This is a genomic window from Streptomyces sp. NPDC041796 (assembly GCF_055590785.1).
In genome coordinates this window covers 249124-263943 of sequence record NZ_JBVJAH010000011.1, presented here as the reverse complement: position 1 = coordinate 263943, position 14820 = coordinate 249124, and the positions used below count along the sequence as shown (strand labels likewise).

10 protein-coding genes are annotated in these 14820 nt (G+C 71.2%); 5 read left to right on the top strand and 5 right to left on the bottom strand.

From position 1 onward, the window contains the following. Positions 1 to 7: 7 nt before the first annotated feature. Genes ACZ6C1_RS23835 through ACZ6C1_RS23825 form a run of 3 tightly spaced genes read right to left on the bottom strand, consistent with a single transcriptional unit; the run spans position 8 to position 2553 of the window. The gene (locus ACZ6C1_RS23835) at positions 8 to 1159 is read right to left on the bottom strand and encodes a TadA family conjugal transfer-associated ATPase (RefSeq protein ID WP_469243089.1); all 1152 of its coding nucleotides are present in this window, start codon (positions 1157 to 1159) and stop codon (positions 8 to 10) included. Further along, complete coding sequence (gene ssd / locus ACZ6C1_RS23830; protein ID WP_469243091.1) at positions 1156 to 2259, bottom strand: septum site-determining protein Ssd; 1104 nt, start codon at positions 2257 to 2259, stop codon at positions 1156 to 1158. Before ssd ends, ACZ6C1_RS23835 begins: the two co-directional genes overlap by 4 nt. Before the next feature lie 21 nt (positions 2260 to 2280). Then, the gene (locus ACZ6C1_RS23825; RefSeq protein WP_469243092.1) at positions 2281 to 2553 is read right to left on the bottom strand and encodes a hypothetical protein; all 273 of its coding nucleotides are present in this window, start codon (positions 2551 to 2553) and stop codon (positions 2281 to 2283) included. Between the two features lie 344 nt (positions 2554 to 2897). Here ACZ6C1_RS23825 and ACZ6C1_RS23820 point away from each other — a divergent pair, with 344 nt between their 5' ends. After that, a complete protein-coding gene (locus ACZ6C1_RS23820; RefSeq protein ID WP_469243093.1) occupies positions 2898 to 3728 on the top strand; it encodes an HAD family hydrolase in 831 nt (276 codons plus the stop codon). 453 nt (positions 3729 to 4181) lie between these two features. Here ACZ6C1_RS23820 and ACZ6C1_RS23815 read toward each other — a convergent pair whose 3' ends face one another. Next, positions 4182 to 5051, bottom strand: a complete 870-nt coding sequence (locus ACZ6C1_RS23815; RefSeq protein ID WP_469243094.1) for a Fic family protein — start codon at positions 5049 to 5051, stop codon at positions 4182 to 4184. A gap of 112 nt (positions 5052 to 5163) precedes the next feature. Here ACZ6C1_RS23815 and ACZ6C1_RS23810 point away from each other — a divergent pair, with 112 nt between their 5' ends. Continuing rightward, positions 5164 to 6150, top strand: a complete 987-nt coding sequence (locus tag ACZ6C1_RS23810) for an ATP-binding protein (RefSeq protein ID WP_469243095.1) — start codon at positions 5164 to 5166, stop codon at positions 6148 to 6150. Here ACZ6C1_RS23810 and ACZ6C1_RS23805 read toward each other — a convergent pair. Further along, positions 6138 to 7397, bottom strand: a complete 1260-nt coding sequence (locus ACZ6C1_RS23805; protein WP_469243199.1) for a polysaccharide deacetylase family protein — start codon at positions 7395 to 7397, stop codon at positions 6138 to 6140. The two genes, ACZ6C1_RS23810 and ACZ6C1_RS23805, sit on opposite strands and share 13 nt — an antisense overlap. Before the next feature lie 567 nt (positions 7398 to 7964). On the opposite strand from ACZ6C1_RS23805, the gene ACZ6C1_RS23800 reads away from it, so the two are divergent. The 3 genes from ACZ6C1_RS23800 (at position 7965) to nhaA (ending at position 14809) form a co-directional block, all read left to right on the top strand. After that, positions 7965 to 10547 carry a bifunctional SulP family inorganic anion transporter/carbonic anhydrase gene (locus ACZ6C1_RS23800; RefSeq protein WP_469243096.1) on the top strand — a complete coding sequence of 861 codons (2583 nt, stop codon included), beginning with the start codon at positions 7965 to 7967 and terminating at the stop codon, positions 10545 to 10547. 558 nt (positions 10548 to 11105) lie between these two features. After that, entirely contained in the window at positions 11106 to 13061 is a 1956-nt protein-coding gene (acs, locus tag ACZ6C1_RS23795; RefSeq protein WP_469243097.1) for an acetate--CoA ligase, read from the top strand. Between the two features lie 212 nt (positions 13062 to 13273). Continuing rightward, entirely contained in the window at positions 13274 to 14809 is a 1536-nt protein-coding gene (nhaA, locus tag ACZ6C1_RS23790) for a Na+/H+ antiporter NhaA (protein ID WP_469243098.1), read from the top strand. The last annotated feature ends 11 nt before the right edge of the window (positions 14810 to 14820 follow it).

Below are 14820 nucleotides of genomic sequence, written 5' to 3'. Positions count from 1 at the left end.
TGTCCCGTCACCACCGCACACCCCCGATCAGCGACCGCAGTCGCTCCCAGCCGCGCTCGTACCGAAAGCCCTCGGCCCCCCACCGCAGTGCGGGAGCCGTGACGACCCATCCCCGCGCGTCCCGTTCCAGCACATGCACCTCTGCGATCCGGCGCTGCCCGGTCCGGTCGCGCGCGAGGTGGACCACGACCGACAACCCGGCCGCCACCTGGCTGTGCAGCGCCGCCCTGTCGAGCCCGGCGGCCGTCCCCAGCGCCTCCAGGCGAGCCGGCACATCAGCGGCGGTGTTGGCGTGCACGGTCCCGCAGCCGCCCTCGTGGCCAGTGTTCAAAGCAGCAAGCAGATCCGTCACTTCGGCGCCCCGCACCTCGCCCACCACCAGCCGGTCGGGCCGCATCCGCAGCGCCTGGCGCACCAGGTCCCGCAGCGTCACCAGGCCCGCGCCCTCCTGATTGGGCGGCCGGGCCTCCAGCCGCACCACATGCGGGTGGTCGGGCCGCAACTCGGCCGAGTCCTCGGCGAGGACGATCCGCTCCCGCTCACCCACCAGCCCCAGCAGCGTGGACAACAGCGTCGTCTTCCCCGACCCCGTACCGCCACTGATCAGATACGACACCCGGGCTTCGACCAGCGCGCGAAGCACCTCGTCCCCACCCGGCGGAACCGTCCCCGCGGCCGTCAGGTCATCCAGGGAGAAGGCCCGGGGCCGCACCACCCGCAGCGACAGGCAGGTCGAACCGACAGCCACCGGTGGCAGCACCGCGTGCAGCCGCGTCCCGTCCGGCAGCCGCGCGTCCACCCACGGCCGGGCGTCGTCCAGCCGCCGTCCCGCCACCGCCGCCAGCCGCTGCGCCAGCCTGCGTACCGCCGCCGCGTCCGGGAAGGCGACGCCCGTCGGCTCCAGTCCCGCACCGCGGTCCACCCACACCCGGTCCGGTGCCGACACCAGCACGTCCGTCACCGCCGGATCGGCGAGCAACGGCTCCAGCGGACCGGTCCCCACCAGTTCGCACCGCAACTCCGCGGCCGCCCCGAGCACTTCCGTGTCGCCCAGCAGCCGCCCTTGCGCACGCAGGGCCGCCGCCACGCCGGCGGGAGTCGGTTCCGTGCCGCTCTCCACGAGCCGCTGCCGGACGGCCTCCAACAGCCCCGCCGTCATGACCCGCTCCCCTCGGCCAGCGCCCGCTCCAGGAACGCCGTACAGAACCGCCCGAGCGGCCCCCGCGCGCTGTCGCCCGGCGGGGCGCCCCCGTCCAGTGCGGCCATCAGGCCCGGCTCCCAGGGCAGTTCCCCCACGAGCGGCAGGCCGAGGACGCCCGCGATCCACTGGTCGTCGACCCCGGCGGCGTACGGGCCGCGCACCACCACCCGCAGGTCGCGGAGCACCGTGCCCACCACGGATGCCACTCGCTTGGCCCCCGCGACGGCCCGCAGTTCGGCGGGCACCACGAGCAGCCCCAGGTCCAGCTGCGCCAACGCCTCCGTGGTGGATGCGTCGGTCCGGCGCGGCAGGTCCACCACCACGACACCGCCGCGTCTGCGCGCCGCCGCCAGCACCGAACGCATCGCCTCCGGGCGGATCTCCACCGCTTCGCCCCGGTCCCAGCTCAGGACCCGGAGCCCGCACAGCGAAGGCAGCGACTCCTCCAGCGCCCCACCGGCGACCCGGCCCTTGGAAGCCGCGAGATCCGGCCACCGCAGCCCCTCGGCCTGCTCACCGCCCAGCAGGACGTCGAGGCCTCCGCCCAGCGCGTCGCCGTCCACGAGGATCGTCCGCCGCCCCTCACGCGCCGCGGTGACGGCCAGCGCGCAGGCCAGGGTCGACGCCCCGGCACCACCCCGCCCGCCGATCACCCCGACGGTCAGCGCCCGCCGCCCCGCGCCCTCGACGACGTCGGCGATGCGGTCGACGAGCCAGCTCTCGGCGTCGGGGAGCCGCAGCACACAGTCCGCGCCGATCTCCACCGCGCGGCGCCACACCCCGGGATCGTCCTGGTCCCGGCCCACGAGCAGCACGTCACGTCTACGTGTCGCACCCCGGCACCGAGCCGCCGCGTCGTCGCCCACCAGGACCAGCGGCGCCGCGTCCCAGCCCGATCCGCGCTCGGGCACCGAGTGGTACACCTCCGGGTGCGCGCCCGCCGCGGCACACAGCCGCAGCAGATCGTCGAGCAGCTCCGCGTCCTCGGTCACGATCAGCGGGCCGGCCCGCTGCCCCTCGACGGTCGGTGCCCGGTCGGACGTGATCGATCCGGCCATGATTCCGCCCCCTCCCTTGTCTCACCGGGAATCGCCTCGCTCGCCTGGGATCGCCTCGATCGCCTGAGGCGCCTCAATCGCCTCAATCACCTGCGATCGGCGGTGATCGACGGTGATCAGCGCGGCGGTGATCGGCGCGACCGTCGGCTCGTCCCGCCGTGGTCCGCGCGAGGTACCCGCCCCGCCCTCATCGGCCGTTAGATCCGCGATTCCTTCAACCGCGGACTTCGCGGCCGGAATCACGGTGTACGACTTCCGGAAAAAAAGTGGATCTTGCTCTAAAACTGTGGACAACTCACCGGTTGTGAATATCCCCGTAGCCCTAACCAGCGACTTCCACAGAGCAGCAGATCCGCTACGCTGAGTGATGGTGAGGGGTGTGGCGGGCAGCCGGCCCGGCGCGACACAAGGGGGGCGGAATGATCGGTCAGAGCCGCCAGGAACGGGCGAAAACGCATCCGGACATGCGACGACCCCCGCCGGGGGGGAGAGCGGGGGTCGTCTCTCCGGCCGACTCGGGGGGGGAGGAGCCGGACCGGGTTAGCACGGTCGCGAACGATCCGTGACTTCCATGGTGTACCCGAGAGCCTTCTCAGGCAAACCCACACGCGCCAGCGTACGCCGAATGGCGGGCACCTATGCTCGGGCTCGTGGAAAACCACTCCTTGCCGCGCACAGCAGCCTTCTTTGACCTGGACAAGACGGTCATTGCGAAGTCATCGACCCTGACCTTCAGCAAGTCCTTCTACCAAGGCGGCCTGATCAACCGCCGCGCCGTACTGCGGACTGCCTACATCCAGTTCGTCTTCCTGGCCGGCGGCGCCGACCACGAGCAGATGGAGCGGATGCGGGAGTACCTCTCCGCACTCTGCAAGGGCTGGAACGTCCAGCAGGTCAAGGAGCTGGTCGCGGAGACGCTGCACGACCTGATCGACCCGATCATCTACGACGAGGCGGCGTCCCTCATCGAGGAGCACCACGCCGCCGGCCGGGACGTGGTGATCGTCTCCACCTCCGGCGCCGAGGTCGTCGAACCCATCGGCGAGCTGCTCGGGGCCGACCGGGTCGTGGCGACGCGAATGATCGTCGGCGACGACGGCTGCTTCACCGGGGAGGTGGACTACTACGCCTACGGGCCCACCAAGGCCGAGGCGATTCGCGAACTGGCCGAAACAGAGGGGTACGACCTGTCCCGCTGTTACGCGTACAGCGATTCGGCCACCGACCTGCCCATGCTGGAGGCCGTGGGTCACCCGTACGCGGTGAACCCGGACCGCGCGCTGCGCCGCGAGGCCGCCGCGCGCGACTGGCCTGTCCTCGTCTTCAACCGCCCGGTCCGGCTGAAGCAGCGCCTGCCCGCCTTCCGGATGCCGCCACGCCCCGCGCTCGTGGCGGCCGCGGCGGTGGGTGCGGCGGCGGCCACCGCCGGCCTGGTCTGGTACGCCAACCGGCGTCGGCAGTCGGCGTGACCCCGCTCCACGAAGCCGCAGGCAGAAGCACTTAACGGGCATTCCGCCCTTGGAGGAAAAAGTGGAGTCAGGGCTTTCGCATCACCCCGGACGGTAGTACAAAGGACTTAACGGCCCGCGAGACCGAGGACATCCGAAAGGATTACCTGTTGAGCAAGAAGGCCCCACGGACCGAACAGCACGAAAGCTGAGCACCCACGCGACGTCGACCCGTCGATTACGGGCCAGCCGCACCAGGCGTCGGGCAAAGTTCCCCGCCTGATGGGCACATATCGAGGACGCATGGTAACTCGGCGGACGTGCCAGCGGCGGTACCGCCCAGCGGTACCGCCGCAACCCTGTCCGGACCCCGGGCCTTTCAGCCCGCCGCACCCCCGTCCGGACACCTCGCCTTTCAGCCCGGCCACGGTGGCCCGCCGGCCCGGCCTCCCGTAATCCTTCCTCAGTCGGCTTTTACGCCGCTCCGCGCTGGAGCGCCTCGCACACCGCAGTCGACTCCCGGACGCCGAACTCGACGGCCCGACCGCAATGCGCGATCCACGCCGCCATGCCTTCCGGGGTGCCGGACAGATAACCCTCGAACGCCGCGACATACGCCGCGCGTCCCTGCTCGGCGTGGCCGACCTCGGCCGGGCAGATCGCCTTGGGGTCCAGCCCGCTGCCGATCAGCACGATGCGCTCCGCCGCCCGTGCCACCAGTCCGCTGTACGAGGTGAAGGGCCGCAGCGCCAGCAGTTCACCGTGCACCACCGCCGCCATCACCAGCGCCGGAGCCGAGCTGCCCGCCACGATCAGCTGCGCCAGCCCCTCCAGTCGGCCCGCGACCTCGGTGGCATCCGGCAGCGGGGCCTCGATCAGCGGCTCGTCGACGGGCTCCCCGTCCCGCCGCGGCCGGCCCATCGAGTCCACCATCGAGTCCGCCACCGCTTCCGGCGCCGCCTCGGTACCCGGCCGCCGCCCCGGATCACCCGCCGCGACCAGATGGAGCCGGGCCAGCACCCGCATCGGCGACTGTCGCCAGATCGACAGCAACTGCCCCGCCTCGGCACCCAGGCGCAGCGCGGCACCGACCGTCCGCGCCTCCTCGTCACCACCGAAGTCGGTGCGCCGGCGCACCTCCTCCAGCGCCCAGTCGGCACCCGACAGAGCCGCCGACGCGCGGGCCCCGCGCAGGGCCGCCTCGGAGGTCACCTCATTGCTGCGGCGCCGCATCACGCGGTGCCCGTAGACCCGGTCGACGGCCTTGCGAACGGAGTCCACGGCATCGGGCACTCCGGGCAGCGCCCCCAGCGCGACCAGGGGGTCAGCGGGATTCGTACTCATAGGTAGCGAGGCTACGCGCCCGACGCCGAGGCCCCACCTTGGAGTGGCCTTCGTCATACATCTCGGCAACTTGACGCAAGGGCGCCACTACGCACCGCTACGCTTCCTGAATATGAAGATCGCTTTCGTAGGGAAGGGCGGCAGCGGCAAGACGACGCTGTCCTCGCTCTTCATCCGCCACCTCGTCGCCAACGAGGCCCCCGTCCTCGCGGTGGACGCCGACATCAACCAGCATCTCGGAGCCGCACTGGGGCTGGACGAGACAGAGGCAGCCGCGCTGCCGGCGATGGGCGCCCACCTGCCGCTGATCAAGGAGTACCTGCGCGGCACCAACCCACGGATCCCGTCCGCCGAGACGATGATCAAGACGACGCCGCCGGGCGAGGGCTCGCGGCTGCTGCGCGTGGACGAGGACAACCCGATCTACGAGGCGTGCGCCCGGCCCGTGCGCCTGGACGACGGCGACATCCGGCTGATGGCGACCGGGCCGTTCACCGAGTCCGACCTGGGCGTGGCCTGCTACCACTCGAAGGTCGGCGCGGTGGAACTGTGCCTGAACCATCTGGTCGACGGGCCCGACGAATACGTGGTCGTCGACATGACGGCCGGCTCGGACTCGTTCGCGTCCGGGATGTTCACCCGCTTCGACATGACGTTCCTGGTGGCCGAGCCGACCCGTAAGGGCGTCTCCGTCTACCGCCAGTACAAGGAGTACGCGCGGGACTTCGGCGTCGAGCTGCGGGTCGTCGGCAACAAGGTGCAGGGCATGGAGGACGTGGACTTCCTGCGCGAGGAGATCGGGGACGACCTGCTCGTCACGGTCGGCCACTCGGACTGGGTCCGTTCGATGGAGAAGGGCCGTCCGGCGCGCTTCGAGCTGCTGGAGGCGGAGAACCGGATGGCGCTGCAGTCGCTGCAGAACGCCGCGGACGACTCGTACCGGCACCGGGACTGGGAGCGCTACACACGCCAGATGGTGCACTTCCACCTGAAGAACGCGGAGAGCTGGGGCAACGCGAAGACGGGTGCCGACCTGGCGGCGCAGGTCGACCCCGGCTTCGTACTGGGTGAGGGGCTCGGCGCCGTTCAGCCCGCCTGACGGGGGGCGGCGGGCGGCGCGGCCGCGCCTGCCGCCGGGGCCGCGGAAGGCTGGGCGGCGAGGAAGGCCGTCCAGCCGTCCTTCGGGGCCTCGCCGACCTTCAGGGTCCGCAGCTTGGCCAGGACGGCGGGGTCCTGCGCGTCCAGCCAGTCGGCGAGCTGCCGGAACGACACGCACCGCACCTCGCTGCGGACACAGACGTTGGCGATGGTCTCCTCGATGGCGCGCATGTACGTGCCGCCGTTCCAGGACTCGAAGTGGTTGCCGATGATCAGGGGGGCGCGGTTGCCGTTGTACGCGCGCTCGAAGGCCTGGAGCATCCCGTCACGGAACTGGTTGCCCCAGTACTGGTGCATGGACGGCGCGCCCTTGGTCGTCCCGGACTGGTTGACCAGGAAGTTGTAGTCCATGGACAGCGTCTCGAAGGCCCGTCCCGGAACGGGGATCATCTGGAGGGAGAGGTCCCACAGGCCCCTGTCCTTCCCCGGCCACACCTGGTTGTTGATACCACTGGTGTCGTAGCGCCAGCCCAACTCACTGGCCGCGCGCACGAAGTTCTCCCGGCCCTCCAGGCAGGGGGTGCGGGCGCCGATGAGTTCCGTGTCGTAGTCGAAGGGCAGCGGCTTCTCGGACGTCAGCCCGGAGTTCGTCTTCCAGTTCTTCACGAAGGACTTGGCCTGGGAGATCTCGCTCTTCCAGTCCTCGACCGACCAGGTTCCGACACCACTCTCCGGGCCGCAGAAGTGGCCGTTGAAGTGGGTGCCGATCTCGTTGCCCTCCTGCCACGCGCCGCGCAGTTCGCGCACGGTGTCGCGGATGCCCTCGGTGTCGTTGAAGCCGATGTCGGAGCGGCCGGGGGCGTGGCCGGGCGGAACGTACAGTGTCGACTTCTGCTCGGGCAGCAGATAGACGCCGCTGAGGAAGTACGTCATCGTCGCGCCGTACTTCTTGCCGACTTCGCGGAAGTGCGAGAAGAGTTTCTGGCTGTCCTCGCCGGCGCCGTCCCACGAGAAGACCACGAACTGCGGGGGCCTCTCACCGGGCTTGAGGGGTTCCTGCTTGCGCAGTCCGGGCTGGGCGCCGGTGTAGGCGGTCGACCCGTCGCCGATGAGCCGGACCGCGCTCTTGGGTGCTCCGACCCGTTTGGGGCCGGCCGCGCCCTCGGCGGCGTCATCCGAGCCGCTGCACCCGGCCAGCCCGGCCACCAGCGCCGCCGTGACCCCGGCCGCGACGGCGACCGAGCGCATCGGCCGCCGCCCGCCCGGGGCGGTCGCGCCCAGGGTGATCCTGCGCGGGGCGAGCCTGCCCGGGGCGGTCGTGCCCAGGACGGTCCGGGCCGGTGCGGTCGCACCCAGGGCGGTCCGGGCCGGTGCGGTCGCACCCAGGGCGGTCCGGGCCGGTGCGGTGCTCAGGGTGAGAGGCCCGTGCGCGGTGCTCTGCTGGGGGGCGCCGGCGCGGGCGGGGGTCCGCCGGGCGGGGCGCCCGTGCCTGCCGGTCTTCTTCGTGGCGGCCATCTTCCGCCCACCCTTCTCGTGGTCCACGGAGGTCTCTGCTGAGAGCGCCGTCAACGTCGCACCACGGAAGGCGGTATAAAGATACGACAAGCCGCACTAGAACGACTAATCACTGAATGAGGTGAAACATTGCCCTATTTGCATCGAAAATAATGCCGGAGTCTTTACTCTGCATTACGATCTGTTTACAGAGAGTTGGCACACTCCCGCCGCTGCACGCCGTGACCCACGGCCGCGACCCCACGTTCGTTCGACCCGCACGTAACCGCGACCGCGCCGCCCCGGAGGAGACGGGAAATCATGACTGCCTGCATCCCGGCCCGCACGAACCGCCCCGGCCGTACGTTCCGCGCCGCCGCGAGGCCACGATTCAAGCGGCCGCACAGCCCGCCGTCGTCCGGGGGCGGGCGCCGGTTCCCCGTCGCGGGTGCCGACGTCTCCGCCTCCCTCGCGGTCTTCCTCATCGCCCTACCGCTCTCGCTCGGCATCGCCCTCGCCACCGGCGCGCCCCTCCAGGCCGGCCTGGTGGCCGCCGCGGTCGGGGGTATCGTCGCCGGCCGGCTCGGCGGCTCACCGCTGCAGGTCAGCGGCCCGGCCGCCGGGCTGACGCTGGTCACCGCCGAGCTGATCCAGAAGTACGGCTGGCGCACCACCTGCGCGATCACCGTCATGGCCGGGCTCGCCCAACTCGCCCTGTCGGCGCTGCGGGTGGCCCGCTCGGCGCTCGTGGTGTCGCCGGCGATCGTGCACGGCATGGTGGCCGGCATCGGTGTCACCATCGCCCTCGCCCAGCTCCACGTGGTCCTCGGCGGTACGCCGCAGAGTTCCGCCGTGGACAACGTCCTCGGGCTGCCGGCCCAGTTGGCCGGCCTGCACACGGCCGCGGTCTCTGTGAGCGTGGCGACGGTCGTCGTCCTGCTGGTGTGGCCGCGCCTCCCCGGACGACTGGGCGGTGGCCTTCGGAAGGTGCCCGCAGCCCTCGCGGCCGTGGCCGCCGCGACCGTGCTGGCCGTCGCCGCCGGAATCGGCGTACCCCGCGTCGACCTGCCCTCCTGGAGCAGTCACGCGCTTCCCGGGCTGCCGGAGGGGCCCGTCCTGGGCATCGCCGTGGGCGTCCTGACCATCACGCTGGTCACCAGCGTCCAGTCCCTGCTGTCGGCCGTGGCCGTCGACAAGCTGGTGGCCGCCCGCAAGGACACCACGGTCCATGTGCCGCGTTCCGACCTCGACCGGGAGCTGAGGGGGCAGGGGGCCGCGAACATCGTCTCCGGCGCGCTCGGCGGCCTGCCGGTCGCGGGCGTCGCCGTGCGCAGCGTGGCGAATGTGTCGGCGGGCGCGGTCAGCCGGCACTCCACGATGCTGCACGGCCTGTGGGTGGTGCTGGCCGCCCTCGTCCTCGTACCGGTGATCGACCTGATCCCGCTGCCCGCGCTCGCCGCCCTCGTCATGGCCATCGGCATCCAGATGGTCAGCATCACCCACATCCGCAGCGTCACCCGCCACCGGGAGGTGCTGGTCTACGCCGTGACGGTGTCCGGGGTCGTCCTCATCGGGATCCTGGAGGGCGTGGCGCTCGGCATCGTCGTGGCCAGCGGTGTCGCCATGCACCGGCTCACCAGGACACGGATCACCAAGGAGACCAAGGGGGACGTGGAACACGTCAAGGTCCGAGGGCAGCTCACCTTCCTGGCCGTGCCCCGGCTGAGCCGGGCGCTGCACCAGATTCCCCAGGGGGCGAGCGCCGTCGTCGAGCTGGACGGTTCGTTCATGGACCACGCGGCCTACGAGACCCTCCAGGACTGGCAGATGTCCCATGTGGCCCGGGGCGGGCAGGTCGAGATGACCGGCCGCACCGGAGTACGGATCGCGGAGCCCGGCGCGGGCACCCACGCCTGCTGCCGCCCATGGACGCCCTGGCGCAACCACCACTGCGGGGAACACACCGCGGCCGAGCCCAAGCTGCACATGAAGGGGCATCAACTGGCGAGCGGGCTCAGCTCCTTCCAGCGCAACACGGCCCCGCTGGTGCGTGAAGAGCTGGCCAGGCTCGCGAGGGAGGGCCAGCGGCCGTCGCAGCTGTTCCTGACGTGCGCCGACTCCCGGCTCGTCACCAGCATGATCACGGCGAGCGGTCCGGGCGACCTGTTCACCGTGCGCAATGTGGGCAATCTGGTGCCGATGCCGGGCGCGGAGAGCGGGGACGACTCCGTGGCGGCCGCCATCGAGTACGCGGTGGAGGTCCTGCGCGTGCAGTCCATCACCGTGTGCGGGCACTCCGACTGCGGGGCGATGCAGACCCTGCTGAGCTGCGACCCGGACGCGCCCCGCACGGCGCCCCAGACACCGCTGCGGCGCTGGCTCCGGCACGGGATGCCGAGCCTGGAGCGGATGAAGAGCACGCACCGCACCTGGGCCCGGCTGTCCGGCGGCCCGTCCGGCGACAGCACGGGCAGACTGCCCGCCGACGCGGCCGAGCAACTGTGCCTGACCAACGTGGTCCAGCAACTGGAGCATCTGAAGGCGTACGAGGCCGTGGCGCGGCGCCTCGCGGAGGGGACGCTGGAGCTGCACGGGATGTATTTCCACGTGGGTGAGGCGCAGGCGTACCTGCTGTCGGACCCCGATACGCGTACGAGCGGTGGCACACGGGCGGACGGCATGCCGGCGGACACCGCTCGGGCTGACGGCACGCGTACGGGCGGGGAGAGCTCCGTCTTCCACTGGGTCGCCCCGACGGCCCTCGCGAAGCCGAGCCGTTCCTTCCTCTGCACCGCCGACACGGCCGTCACCCCCTTCCCCACGTCCCCCGTGCCTCCCTCCTCTTCCCACTCGCCGAACCGGCCGCCGTCCCGGCCCTCGTCGAAGGAGGGAGCACCCGCCTGACCGCCGCCGCGCCGGGACCTGCCGATCGGCCACCCGCCCGCGCCGGGACCCGCAGATCGGCCACCCGGCCGTCGGCCTGGCCGTCGGCCCCGACCATCGACCCCGCCCGCCGACCGCCGGCTGTCGGCCACCCGAGCCAACCGGTGCCCGACCGATCACTCGACCGACCGAGCACCCGGCCAACCGAATCACTCGGCCAAGCGGCCAAGCGGCCAAGCGGCCGAACAGCCGAGGGACGGACTGGCCGAGGGGCCGACCGCCCGACCGATCACTCGACCGACCGAGCACCCGGCCAAGCCGCCAACCGGCCGCATGTCGTCGGCACCGTGAACCTCCGGCGGGCCGCATCCGTGGGAGTGGTCGGTGGCCCCTTCTCCCCACCGCCCGGGGAGGAGGGGCCACTTGACCACCTGGTCCCGTTCACCCCGTCAGCCGGTACCCGTACGAGCCACCCGCCAACAGGTCTAAACCAATCGGCTGGAAGCTCTTGTCACCCGGGCATCTGGCTGATGAGCTATGGGCTGGGACACATCGGACGCCCCGGGAATGGGAGATGTCGTGAGCAACGAGAGCCTGGCCAACCTTCTGAAGGAGGAGCGGCGGTTCGCACCGCCCGCCGAGCTGGCTGCGAACGCCAATGTGACGGCGGACGCGTACGAGCAGGCCGAGGCGGACAGGCTTGGCTTCTGGGCCGAGCAGGCACGGCGCCTCAGCTGGGCCACCGAGCCGACCGAGACCCTCGACTGGTCGAACCCGCCCTTCGCGAAGTGGTTCGCCGACGGCACGCTCAACGTCGCGTACAACTGCGTCGACCGGCACGTCGAGGCCGGGCACGGCGACCGGGTCGCCATCCACTTCGAGGGCGAGCCGGGCGACAGCCGCGCCATCACCTACGCCGAGCTCAAGGACGAGGTCTCGAAGGCGGCCAACGCGCTGACCGAGCTCGGCGTCCGCAAGGGCGACCGGGTCGCGGTGTACATGCCGATGATCCCCGAGGCCGCCGTCGCCATGCTGGCCTGTGCCCGCATCGGTGCCGCGCACTCGGTCGTCTTCGGCGGGTTCTCGGCCGATGCCGTCGCCTCACGCATCCAGGACGCCGACGCCAAGCTGGTCATCACTGCCGACGGCGGCTACCGGCGCGGCAAGCCGTCCGCGCTCAAGCCGGCCATCGACGAGGCCGTCGCCAAGTGCCCGCAGGTCGAGCACGTCCTGGTGGTGCGCCGCACCGGCCAGGACACCGCGTTCACCGAGGGCCGTGACGTGTGGTGGGACGACATCGTCCCCCGCCAGTCGGCCGAGCACACCCCCGAGGCGTTCGACGCGGAGCACCCGCTCTTCATCCTCTACACGTCCGGTACGACGGGTAAGCCTAAGGGCATCCTGCACACCTCGGGCGGCTACCTCACCCAGGCGGCGTACACACACCACGCGGTCTTCGACCTCAAGCCGGAGACCGACGTCTACTGGTGCACCGCCGACATCGGCTGGGTGACCGGCCACTCGTACATCGTGTACGGGCCACTGGCCAACGGCGCGACGCAGGTGATGTACGAGGGCACCCCGGACACCCCGCACCAGGGCCGGTTCTGGGAGATCGTGCAGAAGTACGGCGTCACGATCCTCTACACGGCTCCCACCGCCATCCGTACGTTCATGAAGTGGGGAGACGACATCCCCGCCAAGTTCGACCTGTCGAGCCTCCGGGTCCTGGGGTCGGTCGGCGAGCCGATCAACCCCGAGGCGTGGATCTGGTACCGGGAGAACATCGGCGGCGGCAGGACCCCGGTCGTGGACACCTGGTGGCAGACCGAGACCGGCGCGATGATGATCTCGCCGCTGCCGGGCGTCACCGAGACCAAGCCGGGCTCCGCCCAGCGCCCGCTCCCGGGCATCTCGGCCACCGTCGTCGACGACGAGGCGAACGAGGTCCCCGACGGCGGGGGCGGATACCTGGTCCTCACCGAGCCGTGGCCGTCGATGCTGCGCACCATCTGGGGCGACGACCAGCGGTTCATCGACACCTACTGGTCCCGCTTCGAGGGCAAGTACTTCGCCGGTGACGGCGCCAAGAAGGACGACGACGGCGACATCTGGCTGCTCGGCCGGGTCGACGACGTCATGCTCGTCTCCGGCCACAACATCTCCACGACCGAGGTGGAGTCGGCTCTCGTGTCGCACCCGAAGGTCGCCGAGGCGGCGGTCGTGGGCGCGGCGGACGAGACGACCGGTCAGGCCATCGTGGCGTTCGTGATCCTGCGCGGCACGGCCAGCGAGGACGACGCGCTCGTGGGCGACCTGCGCAACCACGTCGGCGCGACGCTCGGCCCGATCGCCAAGCCCAAGCGCATCCTGCCGGTGGCCGAGCTGCCCAAGACGCGCTCCGGCAAGATCATGCGCCGACTGCTGCGGGACGTGGCGGAGAACCGGCAGCTCGGTGACGTCACCACGCTGACGGACTCGTCCGTCATGGACCTGATCCAGTCCAAACTGCCGACGGCCTCCAGCGAGGACTGACCCGGCTCGGCCCCACAGGAGAGGGCATCCGTCGACGACGCGCCGGATGCCCTCTTCACACATAAAGTGGCTTTCACCGGATATGCCCTCGCGTACACCGGGTACGGTAAGAGCCGCGTCAACACGATGAACACGAGTCTCAAGGTGCGCCGGGAAGTCTGGTCGGCAATGCGTTTCGTCATGCCCGCCGAACCGACCGGAGGTCCGCCACCGTGGCCGCGCCGAACTCCAGCCCCCCGCGCACGTTCCTCGCCCGTCTCTCGCTCCCCGAGCGGACGTACATTGCGAACGCGCTGCGGGCGGAGACGGTGGGCGGTGTCCTGCTCCTCCTCGCCGCCGTCGCCGCCCTCGTCTGGGCGAACACCCCGATCAGCGGCAGTTACGAGTCCGTACGCGACTTCCACATGGGCCCGGCCGCCCTCGGCCTGGACCTGTCCCTCCAGCACTGGGCGGCGGACGGGCTGCTGGCCGTGTTCTTCTTCGTCGCCGGCATCGAACTCAAGCGCGAGCTCGTCGCGGGCGAACTGCGCGACCCGAAGGCGGCCGCGCTCCCGGTGATCGCCGCGCTCTGCGGAATGATCGCCCCGGCGCTCGTCTACACGCTCGTCAGCGTCGGCGGAGGCGGCTCGACGGCCGGGTGGGCGGTCCCGACCGCCACCGACATCGCCTTCGCGCTCGCCGTCCTCGCCGTGATCGGCACCTCACTGCCGTCCGCGCTGCGCGCGTTCCTCCTCACCCTGGCCGTCGTCGACGACCTGTTCGCGATCCTGATCATCGCGATCTTCTTCACCAACGACTTGAACTTCGCGGCGCTCGCGGGCGCCTTCGCCGGCCTGGTCGTCTTCTGGGTGCTGCTGCGCACCGGTATACGCGGCTGGTACGTGTACATCCCGCTCGCCCTGGTGATCTGGGGCCTGATGTACAACAGCGGCGTCCACGCCACCATCGCCGGCGTCGCCATGGGCCTGATGCTCCGCTGCACGCGCCGCGAGGGCGAGGAACAATCCCCGGGCGAGCACATCGAGCATCTGGTGCGGCCCCTGTCGGCCGGTTTCGCGGTGCCGCTGTTCGCACTGTTCTCAGCGGGCGTCTCCGTCTCCGGCGGCGCACTGGCCGACGTCTTCACCAAGCCGGAGACCCTCGGTGTGGTGCTGGGCCTGGTGGTGGGCAAGGCCTTCGGGATCTTCGGGGGTACGTGGCTGGCGGCCCGCTTCACCCGGGCGTCGCTCAACCAGGACCTCACCTGGGCGGACCTCTTCGCGGTCGCCACCCTCGCGGGCATCGGCTTCACCGTCTCGCTGCTCATCGGGGAGCTGGCCTTCGCCGGGAACGCCGGGCTGACCGACCAGGTCAAGGCGGCGGTCCTGATGGGCTCGCTCATCGCCGCCGTCCTCGCCGCGATCCTGCTGAAGCTGCGGGTGCGCAAGTACCGGGCGCTCCTCGAGGAGGAGGAGCGGGACGAAGACATGGACGGCATTCCGGACATCTACGAGCAGCACGACCCCGCGTACCACCTGCGGATGGCGGAGATCCACGAGTACAAGGCCGCCGAGCACCGGCGACTCGCCGAGGAGGCCGCCGCGAAGACGGCTGTGGAGAGGGGGACGGCCGACGGAACGGACCCGGAAACGGCTGCCGAAACGGGCGGGGAGACGGACGCGGAGGCGGACACGGAGACGGACGCGGAGACGGCCGGGCGGGCCGATGTGGCAGGGGGATCGCGCACAGACCGCGACCGTCCGGCATGATCTGAGGTCGG